At 72.4% G+C, this 14,213-nt stretch carries 14 protein-coding genes; 8 read left to right on the forward strand and 6 right to left on the reverse strand.

The annotated features are described in order from the left end of the window. Nucleotides 1–894: DNA integrity scanning diadenylate cyclase DisA (disA, locus tag FHU30_RS40495; protein WP_253883028.1), on the forward strand; the 894-nt coding region annotated here is incomplete at its 5' end. Nucleotides 895–1,018: 124 nt separating this feature from the next. Here the strand turns inward: disA and FHU30_RS40500 are convergent. Both FHU30_RS40500 and FHU30_RS40505 read right to left on the reverse strand, forming a co-directional pair. After that, complete coding sequence (locus FHU30_RS40500) at nucleotides 1,019–1,750, reverse strand: B3/B4 domain-containing protein (protein ID WP_253883029.1); 732 nt, start codon at nucleotides 1,748–1,750, stop codon at nucleotides 1,019–1,021. A gap of 78 nt (nucleotides 1,751–1,828) precedes the next feature. After that, entirely contained in the window at nucleotides 1,829–2,536 is a 708-nt protein-coding gene (locus tag FHU30_RS40505; RefSeq protein ID WP_253883030.1) for a hypothetical protein, read from the reverse strand. Between the two features lie 66 nt (nucleotides 2,537–2,602). On the opposite strand from FHU30_RS40505, the gene FHU30_RS40510 reads away from it, so the two are divergent. The 5 genes from FHU30_RS40510 to FHU30_RS40530 all read left to right on the forward strand — a co-directional run bounded on the left by FHU30_RS40510 (nucleotide 2,603) and on the right by FHU30_RS40530 (nucleotide 6,852). Further along, entirely contained in the window at nucleotides 2,603–3,472 is an 870-nt protein-coding gene (locus tag FHU30_RS40510) for an HhH-GPD family protein (protein WP_253883031.1), read from the forward strand. 106 nt (nucleotides 3,473–3,578) lie between these two features. Next, nucleotides 3,579–4,460, forward strand: a complete 882-nt coding sequence (locus FHU30_RS40515) for a DNA-3-methyladenine glycosylase 2 (RefSeq protein ID WP_253883032.1) — start codon at nucleotides 3,579–3,581, stop codon at nucleotides 4,458–4,460. A gap of 169 nt (nucleotides 4,461–4,629) precedes the next feature. Then, on the forward strand, nucleotides 4,630–5,298 hold the full coding sequence (locus tag FHU30_RS40520) for a DsbA family oxidoreductase (RefSeq protein ID WP_253883033.1): 669 nt from the start codon (nucleotides 4,630–4,632) through the stop codon (nucleotides 5,296–5,298). Continuing rightward, entirely contained in the window at nucleotides 5,295–5,744 is a 450-nt protein-coding gene (locus FHU30_RS40525; protein ID WP_253883034.1) for a VOC family protein, read from the forward strand. The genes FHU30_RS40520 and FHU30_RS40525 overlap by 4 nt, the downstream gene beginning before the upstream one ends. Nucleotides 5,745–6,009: 265 nt before the next feature. Continuing rightward, nucleotides 6,010–6,852 carry a trypsin-like serine peptidase gene (locus tag FHU30_RS40530; RefSeq protein ID WP_253883035.1) on the forward strand — a complete coding sequence of 281 codons (843 nt, stop codon included), beginning with the start codon at nucleotides 6,010–6,012 and terminating at the stop codon, nucleotides 6,850–6,852. Here FHU30_RS40530 and FHU30_RS40535 read toward each other — a convergent pair. Next, entirely contained in the window at nucleotides 6,810–8,162 is a 1,353-nt protein-coding gene (locus FHU30_RS40535; RefSeq protein ID WP_253883036.1) for an MFS transporter, read from the reverse strand. The genes FHU30_RS40530 and FHU30_RS40535 overlap by 43 nt on opposite strands. A 228-nt stretch (nucleotides 8,163–8,390) precedes the next feature. Between FHU30_RS40535 and FHU30_RS40540 the strand changes: the two genes are divergently transcribed. Then, complete coding sequence (locus FHU30_RS40540) at nucleotides 8,391–8,741, forward strand: VOC family protein (protein WP_253883037.1); 351 nt, start codon at nucleotides 8,391–8,393, stop codon at nucleotides 8,739–8,741. A 194-nt stretch (nucleotides 8,742–8,935) separates the two neighbouring features. Here the strand turns inward: FHU30_RS40540 and FHU30_RS40545 are convergent, their stop codons facing one another. Beyond that, nucleotides 8,936–9,706, reverse strand: a complete 771-nt coding sequence (locus FHU30_RS40545; RefSeq protein WP_253883038.1) for a hypothetical protein — start codon at nucleotides 9,704–9,706, stop codon at nucleotides 8,936–8,938. Between the two features lie 86 nt (nucleotides 9,707–9,792). Here FHU30_RS40545 and add point away from each other — a divergent pair, with 86 nt between their 5' ends. Continuing rightward, on the forward strand, nucleotides 9,793–10,776 hold the full coding sequence (gene add / locus FHU30_RS40550; protein WP_253883039.1) for an adenosine deaminase: 984 nt from the start codon (nucleotides 9,793–9,795) through the stop codon (nucleotides 10,774–10,776). A 41-nt stretch (nucleotides 10,777–10,817) separates the two neighbouring features. Here the strand turns inward: add and FHU30_RS40555 are convergent, their stop codons facing one another. Together FHU30_RS40555 and FHU30_RS40560 are read right to left on the reverse strand one after the other, a co-directional pair. Continuing rightward, the gene (locus tag FHU30_RS40555; RefSeq protein ID WP_253883040.1) at nucleotides 10,818–11,516 is read right to left on the reverse strand and encodes a hypothetical protein; all 699 of its coding nucleotides are present in this window, start codon (nucleotides 11,514–11,516) and stop codon (nucleotides 10,818–10,820) included. A gap of 151 nt (nucleotides 11,517–11,667) precedes the next feature. Continuing rightward, nucleotides 11,668–14,184 (reverse strand): ATP-dependent Clp protease ATP-binding subunit, encoded by a 2,517-nt coding sequence (locus FHU30_RS40560; RefSeq protein WP_253883041.1) that lies wholly within the window; start codon nucleotides 14,182–14,184, stop codon nucleotides 11,668–11,670. Nucleotides 14,185–14,213 lie beyond the last annotated feature (29 nt).

Here is a 14,213-nt window from a genome sequence, read left to right on the forward strand (position 1 = left end):
TCCGCGACCCGGCTGCGCGAGCTCGCCAAGATGGACGGCGCGATCGTGCTGGACGACACCCGCGACCGGATCGTCCGCGCCGCCGTCCACCTGGTGCCCGACTCCACCATCCCCACCGAGGAGTCCGGCACCCGGCACCGCACGGCCGAGCGGGTCGCGCGGCAGACCGGCCACCCGGTGATCTCGGTGAGCCAGTCGATGAACATCATCGCGCTCTACCTCGACGGGATCCGCTACGTCCTGGAGGACTCGGCGGCCATCCTGTCCAAGGCCAACCAGGCGCTCGCCACCCTGGAGCGGTACAAGCTGCGGCTGGACGAGGTGTCCGGCACGCTCTCCGCCCTGGAGATCGAGGACCTGGTCACCGTCCGGGACGTGTCGGCCGTGGTGCAGCGGCTGGAGATGGTCCGCCGGATCGCCGACGAGATCGAGGGCTACGTCGTCGAGCTCGGCACCGACGGCCGGCTGCTCTCGCTCCAGCTGGACGAGCTGGTCTCCGGCGTCGACGTGGACCGCGAGCTGATCGTCCGCGACTACCCGTCCGCCGAGGCCCGCGCGGTCGGCGTCGGCACGGTCCTGGCGAACCTGGACGTGCTGTCGGCGAACGAGCTGCTCGACCTGACCACGGTCGCCGAGGTGATGGGCTTCGCCGGGCCGGACTCGCTCGACCTGCCCGTCTCCCCCAAGGGCTACCGGCTGCTCGCCAAGGTCCCGCGGCTGCCGAGCCTGGTCGTCGAGCGGCTGGTCGAGCACTTCGGCGGCCTGCAGAAGCTGCTGGCCGCCTCCATCGACGACCTCCAGGCCGTCGGCGGCGTCGGCGAGTCCCGCGCCCGCAGCGTCCGCGAGGGCCTCTCCCGCCTCGCCGAGTCCTCCATCCTCGAACGCTACGTCTGACCCGAAGCCCTGCCCGCCCCGGCGCGGGCAGGGCTTCCGGGCACGCGCGGGCTGCGGGGCGTGCCGGCTGCGGGCGTGCGGGCTGCCGTGCGTCGGGGGCTGGGCTGCGCGCGGTCGGTTGTTGTCAGAAGTCGAGGCGGGGGGTGGTCTCAGTGACGCGGGCGGTGGTCGGGGTGACCGGCCACAAGGTCGCGATCTCGTCGGCGAGGGACGCGACCAGTTTCGGCACGTCCGCCGCGGCCGTCTCGTGCAGGGCCTCGGCGACGATCACGACCGAGGCGGTCGCCGGGCGGACGGCGGACCGGCCGCTCTGCCGGTTCGTCCAGCGGCGGGCGTGGGCGCGGCCCGCCTCGTCCGCGTAGGTGACCTCGCCGGGCGCGGGGTGCTCGATGTCGCCGCCGAAGGTCTCGTACTCCTCGGTGCCGTCCGCCGGGCGGACGGTGAGGCCGCCGGTCACGGCCGCGAGGTCGAGCGCGGCGACCGGGATCGCGAACGCCGCCGAAACCGCGTTGCAGAGGTCCACGAGAGGGTGGATCGAGGGGAGCGAACCCTCTTTGCGGACGCGCCGCAACAGCGCCTCGGAGGCGCAGCGGTACTGCGTCGGCTTGAGGCCCATCCCGGCGAACGTCCGCCGCCAGGCCCTGATCTCGGGGAGCTCCGCCTCCGAGCCGTCCCGGGCGAGGCGGTCCAGGGCGGCGGCGGTGAAGTCGGCGACGCGGGCGCGCGCGTCCGCGTCCGGCGTGATCCCGTCCGCGACCACGACGACCCCGGCCACCAGGTCGGGATGCGCGGCCCAGAGCTGCGGCGAGTGCTGGAAGTACATGGTCCCCCGTCCGTCCGGCGCTTCGGTCGGCATCAACCCTGCCGCCGGAACGGACCTGCGGACAGGGCCAACCGCACACCGTTCCAGTGGACCAATCCGGCGGAGGCGGGGTCAGCGCAGGCGGAAGACCTGCTTTTCGGCCTTGACGTGGTCGCCCTTCACGGACGCGACGTAAGTACCCGGCAGGGCCTTGGCGCGGCTGCCCTGGCAGTCGCTTCCCGCTCGGCGCCGGTCCCAGACCAGGGTGGTGGCGTACGGGATGCCCCGGCGCAACGTCTGCACGTTCGACCCGGACCCGCTGTCGCAGGTGGACGCCGCCCAGACCCGGTCGGAGCCGGAGGTGATGCGGACGTCCAGGCTGTGCGTCCCGACGTCGTAAGTGCAGGCGCGCTGCCCGGTGTTCACGACGGTGAGCCGGAAGGACGGCCGCGCGCTGCCCGCGAAAGTCTCGCCGTTGGCGGCGAAGTCGACCACCACGTCACGCGGGTCGCACGCATCGCCGGCTTTGGGAGCGGCCTTGGCGGACGCGCCGGGCGACGCCGACGCGGACGCCGACGGCGAAGCGGTCGTCGATGGAGAGGCCGTCACCGTGACCGTCGGCGCGGGCGTGGCGGCGGGCGTCGTGGGCACGGCCGAGGCGACGCCGGCCATACTCTGCACGTTCTGCTTGCCGCCGTCACCGCCGCCCCCGAACACGCCGCAGCCCCAAGCGGCCAGCCCGACCACGGCCAGCGCCCCGCCGAGCGCGATCGCCCGGCGCCGCCAGTACTGGTCGAGGCCCCACTCGTCCTCTGGATCACGTTCGGTATCCGCGTCCATGCCGACAGTATGCATTTGGGGATCGTCCGGGACGCGGCGACCCGCCGTGCCACAATGCACCTCGTCATGCGGAAGTTCACCGACCCGATCCTCGCCTGGTACGACGCGAACGCCCGCGAGCTGCCGTGGCGGGCCCCGGACGCGACCCCCTGGGGCATCCTGGTCAGCGAGATCATGTTGCAGCAGACGCCGGTCGTCCGGGTCCTTCCGGTCTGGCACGCCTGGCTGGAGCGCTGGCCGACGCCGGCGGCGCTGGCGGCCGAGCCGTCCGGGGAGGCCGTCCGGGCCTGGGGACGCCTCGGGTACCCGCGCCGGGCGCTGCGGCTGCACGCGGCGGCGCAGGCGATCGTCGAGCGGCACGGCGGCGCGGTTCCGGACTCGCACGCCGACCTGCTCGACCTGCCCGGAATCGGCTCCTACACCGCCGCGGCGGTCGCGAGCTTCGCCTTCCGGCAGCGGCACGCGGTGCTGGACACCAACGTCCGGCGCGTCCTCGCACGCCTGATGGACGGTGTCGAGTACCCGCCGAAATCCCAGACCCGCGCCGAGGTCGCGACGGCCGAATCCCTGCTTCCGGTCGATCCGCCGACCGCCGCGCGCTGGTCGGTCGCGGTCATGGAGCTGGGCGCGCTGGTCTGCACGGCCCGCTCTCCCCGCTGCGTGGACTGCCCTGTGCTGGACAAATGCGAATGGCAGGCCCGGGGCCGTCCCGCGTACGACGGCCCGCCGCGCCGCGGCCAGACGTATGCGGGGACGGACCGGCAGTGCCGGGGACGCCTGCTGGCCGTCCTGCGCGACGCGCACGGTCCGGTTCCCAAGCCCGCGCTCGACGTGGTCTGGTCGGACGCCGTCCAGCGCGAGCGCGCCCTGGACGGCCTGATCGCCGACGGCCTCGTGGACCCCCTGGACGACGGCCACTACGCCCTCCCCGGCTGACCATCCCCGTCCGGCTGGGCATCCCCGGCACGGCCTCGCGGGAAATGTCGGTGCGGCTCTTTAGGATGCACGTAGATTATCTCCGCGCAGGCAAGAAGGAGCCGACATGACCACGTTCACGCTTCCCGCCACCCCGCCGTTCGACTTCGCGCCGCAGCTGAGCTTCCTGACCGGGTTCCGGCCGACCGCGGGCGAGCAGCAGGTGGCCGGCTCGTCCCTGACCAAGGCGCTGCGCGCGAACGGCCGCACGTTCGCCGTCCGGCTGGCGGCCGACGACGCCGCCGAGGGCCTGCGCTGCGACCTGTGGACGGACGGCGAGCCGCCGTCCGAGGACGACATCGAGGCGGTCCGGCGGCAGATCACGTCCTGGCTCAGCCTGGACGACGACCTCGGCGAGTTCTACGAGATCGGCCGCCGCGACCCCGCGTTCGCGCCCGTGATCGACCGGCTGTACGGCTACCACCAGGCGAAGTTCCCGTCCCCGCTGGAGAACGCGGTCTGGGCGATCCTGTCCCAGCGCACGGCGCTGCCCGTGGCCGCCAAGGAGAAGCAGGCCCTCTCCGAGGCGTTCGGCAACGTCGTGACCGTGGACGGCGTCGACTACCGCGCCTTCCCGGACGTCGAGCAGCTGGCGTCCCTCGCGCCCGGCCGGATCGCCGAGCTCGTCGGCAACATCCGCAAGGGCGAGTACCTCAGCGGCACCGTCCGCGCCTGGCTCGACCTCGACGAGGACCACCTGCGCACGGCCCCCTACGAGGAGGCCAAGGAGATCCTGCTGGGCCTCCCCGGCATCGGCCCGTGGTCGGCCACCTTCATCCTGATCAGGGGTTTCGGCCGGACGGACGAGGTGCCCACCGAGAAGCAGCTGGTCACCGCCGCGTCCCGGGTCTACGGCCGTCCGCTGAGCCCGGCCGAGGTGCACGAGCTGGGCAAGCCCTACGGCCGCTGGGCCGGCTACTGGGCGCACTACCTCCGCATCGCCTCCTGATCCGCGCGGAGCCCGCCGAAGAGCACGTCCAGCCGGACGCCCAGCGCGCCCTTCAGCTCCTCTCGCGCGCCGGCACCCCGTTTCCGACGAGAGGGCTGGGAAATGCGGGGTCGGGGAGGGGTGTTGCCCTTGAGGTAAGTGACTTGTCACCTCATGGAAGGGCCCCGCCGTGCGCGTCGATATCTGGACCGACATCGTCTGCCCCTGGTGCTACATCGGGCAGGCGCGCTTCGACGCGGCGCTGGCCGGGTTCGAGCACCGCGACCAGGTCGAGGTCGTCCAGCACTCCTACGAGCTCGCCCCGGACCTCGCGCCCGCGGACGCCGGGCGGGTGCTGGAGATGCTCATGGACAAGTACGGCATGTCGCGCGAGCAGGCGGAGCAGGCCGAGGCGCGCGTGGCCGGGCTCGCGGCGGGCGAGGGCCTGCCCTACACCTCGGACCGTCCGAACGGGAACACCTTCGACGCGCACCGCCTGCTGCACCTGGCCGCCGAGCGCGGCCTCGGGGACGAGCTGCGGCGGGCGCTGTACCGGGCCAACTTCGGCGGCGAGGGCTCGGTCTTCGACGCGGACTCGCTGACCGCGATCGCCACCGGCACCGGCCTGGACGAGGCCGAGGTCCGGTCCGTCCTGGCCGCGGACGCGTACGGCGACGCCGTCCGCGAGGACGAGCGCACCGCCCGCGAGATCGGTGTGCAGGGCGTGCCGTTCTTCGTCCTGGACGGCAAGTACGGCGTCAGCGGCGCCCAGGAGACCGCGACCTTCGCCGAGGCCCTCACCCAGGTCTGGCAGGAGGCGCACGCGCAGGAGGCGCAGGCGCAGGACGCGCGGGCATGAGCGCCGGAGAAGGGTCCTGGCCTGCGCATCTGGACGTCGGGGCGGTGCGGTTCGCGCGCCCCACGGCGCGGTACGACCAGATCATGGCGTTCTACCGGGACGACCTGGAGCTGCCCGTCCTGGCGGCCTGGCAGGACCACGACGGCTACGACGGCGTCGTCTTCGGACTGCCCGGGACGCCCGTCCAGATGGAGATCACGCAGCACGGCACGCCGCCGGTGATCCCGGACGCGCATCCGGAGAACCAGCTCGTCCTTTACCTGCGCGGAGCCGAGGCACGGGACGCGGCGGTCGGACGGCTCACCGAGCGCGGCCATCGAACCGTCCCGCCCGCGAACCCGTATTGGGAAAGGCATGGCGCGGCCGTTTTCGCCGATCCGGACGGCTGGGTCGTGGTCCTCGCGCCCTGGGTGTTCGGCGAGGAACCGCCACCCACCCCGGCCTGACCCCGGCGACACCCGGCCGCCGCCCGTGCCCCGGCGGAGCTGGGCAAAGCCCGGCCACCGGCGGCGTCCACCGCGGGAACGTAAGGGTGGGGCAGAGGTAGATCCATGACGAGGCGGCATTCAGGAAAGTTTCAGGGGCGTCCCAGGACCTCTGCAGAACCGGATAGGCAGAATCGTCGGGCGGGCACGAGCTGAGTGAACGGCGAGGCGATCGTTGCTGGAGGGGCGGATGGGGCTGTTCAGGCGAACACGCGGGGGGAGCCGTGTGGCGCGTCCGAGCTACCCATTGCTGACCCTGTCCGCGGTGGCGGCCGGCCTGGCGATCGTGTCGTGGCCGCCCTCCGCCGGCGGCGGCGCCGCGGAGGCCGCGCGGCAGGCGGCGCGGCCTCTCAGCGACACCGCCGCCGGCTCGGCCCACGCCCCCGAGTCGTCCAGCGGCGCGTTCGACGGGCTGCCGGCGGTCGGCGCGCTGTTCGAGGTGGACGGCAGCGGCAAGCTCGGCGACCACTCCTGCACCGCCAGCGTGGTGGACAGCCCCGGGCGTGACCTGGTGGTCACCGCCGCGCACTGCGTGGGCGGCGGCAGCCGGCGCGGCGACATCGGGATGGCCTTCGCGCCCGGCTACCACAACGGCCAGACCCCGTACGGCGTCTGGCGGGCCGTCGCGTTCTACGACCCGCCCGAATGGGCCGGTTCCAGCGATCCCGATTCCGATGTCGGGTTCTTGCAGGTCACCGACGTGAACGGCGGGGCCAAGCGGGTGCAGGACGTCACCGGCGCGATGAGCCTCGAGGCGGACGGCCCGGTGAGCGGCCCGGCCCGCGTGGTCGGCTACCCGTCCGACACCGAGCGGCCCGTCTCGTGCCGGAACCGGGTCGAGCCCTACAGCACGACCCAGCTCCGCTTCACCTGCGGCGGCTTCCCGAACGGCACGAGCGGCGGCCCGTTCCTCACCGGCGACGACGAGAAGACCGTCGTCGGCGTCATCGGCGGCTACCAGCAGGGCGGCGACTCGCCTGACGTGTCCTACTCGGTGACCTTCGGATCCAAGGTCAAGGACCTGTATCAGGCGGCGAGCGCGTCCTCCGCGGCCGGCTCCAGCTCCTGAGCCCGGACGCCTCGGGCGGACCGGCGCGTCCAGGCCAGCAGCAGCACCGACGCCAGCAGCACCGGCACCGCCGCCATGGCGAAGCACAGCGACAGCGGCAGCACGGCGGTGAGCGCCCCGACGCCCGCCGAGCCCAGCGACGATCCGGCGTTGAACGCGGTGTTCACCCAGGACGCGACGCCGGTCCGGCGCTGCGGCGGCGCGGCGGCCTCCGCGACCAGGTACCCGGTGGTCAGGACGGGCGCGATGAACAGGCCGAACACCGAGACCACGGCGATCAGCACCGGGACGTTCGGAGCCAGGCCGCCCAAGGCCAGGGCCAGCGCCATCGGGACGGCCAGCAGCGGCAGCCGCGTCCCCGGCGACATCCGCCAGGTCACGGCGCCGTAGGCGAGCCCGCCGCCGACCCCGGCCACCGAGATCGCCGCCTCCGTCCAGGCGGCGCCGCCCGCGCCGGCGAACGCGACGATCAGCAGCGCGAGACCGCTCTCCGCCGCGCCCAGCGCCAGCATCGCCAGCAACGTCGGCCACAGCCGCCCGAATACGCTCACCGCACTGGGCACCACCTCAGTCCGCCCCTGGGCGACCTCCGCGGCCATACCGGCCGAAGCGGCCTCGGCGGCCGTGCCGACCTGAGCGGCCTCGGCGGGCGTGCCAGCCGGAGCAGGCTCGGCGGGCGTGACGGCCGGAGCGGCCTCTGCGGCCGGGACGGGCTCGGCGGTGCGCGGGATCGTGTTCCGGGCGGTGGTCAGGCCGAACGTCCCGGCGATCACCAGGGCCGCGCTGGCCAGCAGGCCGACCGACGCCGAGGACGTCACGGCGAACAGGCCCGCGAGCAGCGGCCCGACCGTGAAGATGATCTGCTCGGCGACGGTATCCAGGCTGTACGCGCGCTGCAGCAGGTCCCGGTCGGGCACCAGCTCGGCCCACAGCGCCCGCATCACCGGTCCCAGCGGCGGTGTGCAGGCCCCTGCCGCGATCGCGACCGCGCCCGCCGCCACCGGGGACGACAGGTGCGCGGCTCCCACGAGCCCCACCAGCCCCAACCCGTACAAAGCGGCCATCGGACGGAGCGCCGCGCGCGGCCCGAAGCGGTCGACCATCCCGGCGCGCCAGGGGGTCAGCAGGCAGCTGGTTCCGCCGAAGAGGGCGACCATCAGGCCGGCACGCGCATACGAGCCGGTCGCCTGGACGAAGGTCAAAGTCAGGGAAAGTCCGACGGTTCCGTAGGAGAGACGGCCCAGCAGGGCCGCGCTGAACACGCGCGCAGCACGAGGCGTGCGCAGGACAGCGACATATGAGGCGAACATGAAGATGTTCCTTCGATGAACGGCGCGTCAGAGAGCGCGCCGTGAACGTGCGTGGGCACCGTCTGCCGCCAGGAGCACCCGGCTAGGGGCGCGGTGGGCGGCGACGTGCTCTCTACGCACGAGGAAGGAACATGGCGACATCTTCACATCCCTCCCAGTTTTCAGCAAGAGCCGCGTCACACTCCGGCCGTCCCGCGTGTCAACAGGGTGAGAGGGAAGGAGAACATCATGACTTCAGGCGTCAAGACGATCATCTACTCGGTCTCGGACGTCCCCGCGGCCAAGGAGCGGCTGGACATCCTGCTGGGGACCGAGCCGTACTCGAACGAGCCCTACTACGTGGGCTACAAGGTGAACGGGCAGGACATCGGCATCACGCCGAAGCGCGGCGACGCCCCGGCGCTCGGCCCGGTCTGCTTCTTCGAGGTCGGCGACATCAAGACCGCCGTCCAGGACCTCACCGAGAAGGGCATGGAGATCGTCGAGGACGTCCGCGACGTCGGCAACGGGCGGCTGATCGCCACCCTGAAGGACGCGGACGGCAACCCCCTCGGCGTCCTCCAGGACCCGCCCGCCTGACCTGGCGGAAACCAGCCGCCGCCTTCGGGCGCACGACGAGCCGCCTTCGGGCGCACGACGACAGGTCGAGGCCCTCGCCCACCCGCGAGGGCCTCGACCTGCGCCGTCCCAAATCTCCAGCAAGCGCAGAAATCCCCTGGCCCGTCAGGGCACTGACCCATGCCCGAGGCCCGGCGCGTCCCGGGGCACCGCGGTCAGCACCACACGACGGGGTTGCCGGTTTCGGCGGACGCCTCGCAGACCTTGCGCAGCGGCTGGACGGCGTAGTCGAAGTAGGCGCCGCCCAGCGGGCGTTCCACGACGGTGAGGCGCTCCGGGTAGGAGCCGTCCTGCTCGCCGATAGCGGACGTGAGGTCGAGCGTCGTCTCCGTGCTGTCCTCGACGCGGAACCGGATGCGGCCCGCCCGGACGCGCCGCTGCGTGAAGCGCCGGGCGCGGAACAGCTCGCGGTCGGTTTCGTCCACGACGAAGAGGCCGCGCTCGTCCACGCCGACGCGCCGCTTGGCCATCCCGTCCCAGACGAAGACACCGCCGTAGGCGCGGATGTTGGCGGCCAGGACGATGCCCGTGTCCTCGTCCAGCAGGACGGTCTCGTGCCCGACATCGGAGCATGCGCGGAAGGACGCCAGCTCGTCGAGCGCCTCGCGGGCGCGCTCGGCGGGCAGGACGCCGCCGTTGCCGTCCGGCAGGTACTTGCGCAGCACCGGGAACCGCTCCCAGCCGGCGGTCTCCATGGCCTGCTGGAGGCAGCGGTAGCCGCCCCAGTTCGCGATCCGCTCGCTGGCGATCTCCATGTCGTCGTGCGGGCAGGCGTCGGCCTTCCAGGCCGCGAACACGGCCTCCTGCGACTCCTGCTCGACGTAGGGCCCGTACTCGTCGGTCGCGACCAGGTCGCGCGGGACGGGAGGCTCGCTGGTCCGGCCGTCCTGCCAGCACCGGCACAGCACGAAGGCGTCGAGTCCCATGCCGGTCATGCTTCCGATGGGGGAAGTGTCAGGTCAACGCATTAATTGGCTGGCGGGGCGCGCGGCGCGGTCCCTAGGGTCGTCCGGTGCGCGACCTCACCACGCTCCCCAAGGCCCACCTGCACGTCCACCTGGAAAGCACGGTCCGGCGGCCGACGCTCACCGCGATCGCGGCGGCCAACGGCCTGGACGTTCCGGACGTCCAGAACGCCGAGCTGGGCGGTTTCGCCGCCTTCTTCGCGCTCAACACCCTGGTCAGGGACGCGCTCCGGACGCCGGACGACTTCCGCCGGATCGCCTACGAGTACTGCGAGGACGAGGCCGCGCAGGGCACCCGCTACGCGGAGGTGTCGTTCACGGCCGCCGCGCACGGCGAGCGCCTCGGCGACCTGAACATGCCGATCGCGGCCGTCCTGGAGGGGCTCGCCGCGGGACGCGAGGCCTTCGGGATCGAGACACGCCTCATCCTGGACCACTCGCGCCGCCGGCCCGTCGACCGCGCCTGGGCCACCCTCCGCCTCGCCGAGCGGCACCGGGACGGCGTCGTCGCGGTCGGACTCGCCGGGGACGAGGCGTTCCCTGGCGACCCGTTCGCCGAGGTCTTCGCGGCCGCCCGGGACGCGGGGCTGCACGTCGTCCACCACGCGGGCGAGGCGGCGGGCCCCGCCAGCGTCCGGCAGGCGATCGGGACCGGCCGCACCGAGCGGGTCGGCCACGGCATCCGCGTCCTGGACGACCCGGACCTGGTCGCCGAGATCCGCGACCGCCGCCTCCCGCTGGAGGTCTGCCCGTCGTCCAACGTGGCGCTCGGCTTCGCCGCCTCCCCCGCCGCGCACCCCTTCGCCCGGCTCCGCGACGCCGGCCTGGTCGTCACCGTCAACACCGACATCCCGGCGATGACCGGACGCCCGCTCGCCGCCGAATACGCCCTGGTCAGGGACACGTTCGGCTACGACGAAACCGCCTGCGCCGACCTGGCCCGAGCCGCGGTCGACGCCTCCTTCGCCCCGCCCGAGCTCAAGACCCGCATCCACACCGAGATCAACGCCTGGACCGCGGCCACCCCGTAACAACCCCCATCGCCGCGCCTGAGCGGCTCGTAGCGGCGCGATCATGGCAGGGGGATGCGGAGGGTAGGGCCGGAGCGGATCTCGCGGAGGAAGGGGTCGTCGTCCTCGCGCCAGGCGGCGCGGGAGCGGACGACGGCGTGGACGGGCAGGCCCAGGCGGGCGGCGCAGTCCTGGGCGGCGTCGAAGGCGGCCTCGCGGGTGGCGTCCCCGACCACCAGGACCTCGACGTCGCCGGTGGGTTCGGGGCCGCCCGCCGGGTACGCCTCGTCGGCGTAGTGCGCGGCCCACGCGCCGAACAGGTGCAGCTCGGCGACGCCGGGCAGCCGGGCGAAGTGCTCGGTGACGACGACGGACGGGCCGAACGCCAGCATCACCAGGCGCGCGAGCGGCGCGAACATCAGCGAGGACGCGTCGCGCGAGACGAGCCGTCCGGCCGGGGTGCGGCGCAGCCGCAGGATGCCCGCGCGGGACAGCCGCTCCACCTCCCGGACGACCGTGCCGAGGTCGGTGCGGAGCATGACCGCGAGGTCGAGCGTGGTCAGCTCGCGTTCGGGGCCGAGCAGCAGCCGGGCGAGCAGCTCGCCCTGCCGCCGCGAGCGGAAGATCGGCAGCTGCGGCGGCGCGGGGGTGCGCAGGTCGCGCATGAACACCTGCGCGAGGTGGGAGTCCACGGGCGGGCGGACCCGCCGCGCGGGCCGCCGCCGGAACTCCGCCGCCTGACCGAGCACATTCGATCGCATGTTCGAATACTACGGAGCGGCACCGACAGAACCTGCCCCACGAGCAGAACCCGCCCCACCAGCACGCACGCGAAAGCCCCCGCACCGGCGCGCGCATGCGAAAGGCCCGCACCGGGAGGTGCGGGCCTCTCTCACGCCTTGGCGGTCGTGGTCACTCCTTGTTGAAGTTGACCGCGCCCTCGATCGGGGGCGGGCTGTCCGGGACGCCGTTCGGCTTCGGCACACCCTTGAAGGTGAACTTGGCCGTCTCGCCCGAGCCCTCGACACCGACGATGACGATCTGCCCGGCGTTCAGCTCGCCGTACAGGATCTTCTCCGACAGGTTGTCCTCGATCTCGCGCTGGATGGTCCGGCGCAGCGGCCGGGCGCCCAGCACGGGGTCGTAGCCCCGCTCGGCGAGCAGGTCCTTGGCCTCGGGCTTGAGCTCGATGCCCATGTCCCGGTCCTTCAGCCGCTCGTCCACCTTGGCGATCATCAGATCCACGATCTGGATGATCTCCTTCGGGGTGAGCTGGTGGAACACCACGATGTCGTCGACGCGGTTGAGGAACTCGGGGCGGAAGTGCTGCTTGAGCTCCTCCGACACCTTGGACTTCATCCGGTCGTAGTCGCCCTGGGTGTCGTCCTGCCGGGAGAACCCGAGGGACTGGCCCTTGGAGATGTCCCGGGTGCCCAGGTTGGTGGTCATGATGATGACCGTGTTCTTGAAGTCGACCACGCGGCCCTGCGCGTCGGTCAGGCGGCCGTCCTCAAGGATCTGCAGCAGGCTGTTGAAGATGTCCGGGTGGGCCTTCTCGATCTCGTCGAACAGGACCACCGAGAACGGCTTGCGCCGCACCTTCTCGGTCAGCTGGCCGCCCTCCTCGTACCCGACGTAGCCGGGCGGGGAGCCGAACAGCCGCGAGACGGTGTGCTTCTCCATGAACTCGGACATGTCGAGCTGGATCAGCGCGTCCTCGTCGCCGAACAGGAACTCGGCCAGCGTCTTGGACAGCTCGGTCTTGCCGACACCGGACGGGCCGGCGAAGATGAACGAGCCGCCGGGACGCTTCGGGTCCTTCAGGCCGGCGCGGGTGCGGCGGATCGACTGCGACAGCGCCTTGATCGCGTCTTCCTGGCCGATCACGCGGCGGTGCAGCTCGTCCTCCATGCGGAGCAGCCGCGCGGACTCCTCCTCGGTGAGCTTGAACACCGGGATGCCGGTCGCGGTCGCGAGCACCTCGGCGATGAGCTCCTCGGTGACCTCGGCGACGACGTCCATGTCGCCGGCCTTCCACTCCTTCTCGCGCTGCGCCTTCTTGCCGAGCAGCTGCTTCTCGGAGTCGCGGAGGGCCGCGGCCTTCTCGAAGTCCTGCGCGTCGATCGCCGACTCCTTCTCCCGGCGCACGTCGGCGATCTTCTCGTCGTACTCGCGCAGGTCCGGCGGCGCGGTCATCCGGCGGATGCGCATCCGGGACCCGGCCTCGTCGATGAGGTCGATCGCCTTGTCCGGCAGGAACCGGTCGGAGATGTAGCGGTCGGCCAGCTGCGCGGCCGCGACCAGCGCGGCGTCGGTGATCGAGACGCGGTGGTGCGCCTCGTACCGGTCGCGCAGGCCCTTGAGGATCTCGATGGTGTGCGACAGCGACGGCTCGGCGACCTGGATCGGCTGGAAGCGGCGCTCCAGCGCGGCGTCCTTCTCCAGGTGCTTGCGGTACTCGTCCAGCGTGGTCGCGCCGATGGTCTGCAGCTCGCCGCGCGCCAGCATCGGCTTCAGGATGGAGGCGGCGTCGATCGCGCCCTCGGCGGCGCCCGCGCCGACGAGCGTGTGCAGCTCGTCGATGAACAGGATGATGTCGCCGCGGGTGCGGATCTCCTTCAGGACCTTCTTCAGCCGCTCCTCGAAGTCACCGCGGTAGCGGGACCCGGCGACCAGGGCGCCGAGGTCGAGGGTGTAGAGCTGCTTGTCCTTCAGGGTCTCGGGCACCTCGCCCTTGACGATCTTCTGCGCCAGGCCCTCGACGACGGCGGTCTTGCCGACGCCGGGCTCGCCGACCAGCACCGGGTTGTTCTTGGTGCGGCGAGAAAGGACCTGCATCACGCGCTCGATCTCGGTGTCGCGGCCGATCACCGGGTCGAGCTTGCCCTCGCGGGCCGCCTGGGTCAGGTTCCGGCCGAACTGGTCCAGCACCAGCGACGTGGACGGCGCCGACTCGCTCGGCCCGCCGGACGACGCGGGTTCCTTGCCGCCCGAGTACCCGTGCAGCAACTGGATCACCTGCTGGCGCACGCGGTTCAGGTCCGCGCCCAGCTTCACCAGGACCTGGGCGGCGACACCCTCGCCCTCGCGGATCAATCCCAGCAGGATGTGCTCGGTGCCGATGTAGTTGTGCCCCAGCTGCAGCGCCTCGCGCAGGGACAGCTCCAGCACCTTCTTCGCCCGCGGCGTGAACGGGATGTGCCCCGACGGCGCCTGCTGGCCCTGGCCGATGATCTCCTCGACCTGCTGGCGCACCGCCTCAAGGCTGATCCCCAAAGACTCCAGCGCCTTGGCGGCCACACCCTCACCCTCGTGGATCAGACCCAGGAGGATGTGCTCGGTGCCGATGTAGTTGTGGTTGAGCATCCGGGCCTCTTCCTGAGCCAGGACGACAACCCGCCGCGCGCGGTCGGTGAACCTCTCGAACATCTCGTCGCTCCTCACAGAGCGGTTGGGCA

The organism is Actinomadura rupiterrae (assembly GCF_024172125.1).
Taxonomy (GTDB): domain Bacteria; phylum Actinomycetota; class Actinomycetes; order Streptosporangiales; family Streptosporangiaceae; genus Spirillospora; species Spirillospora rupiterrae.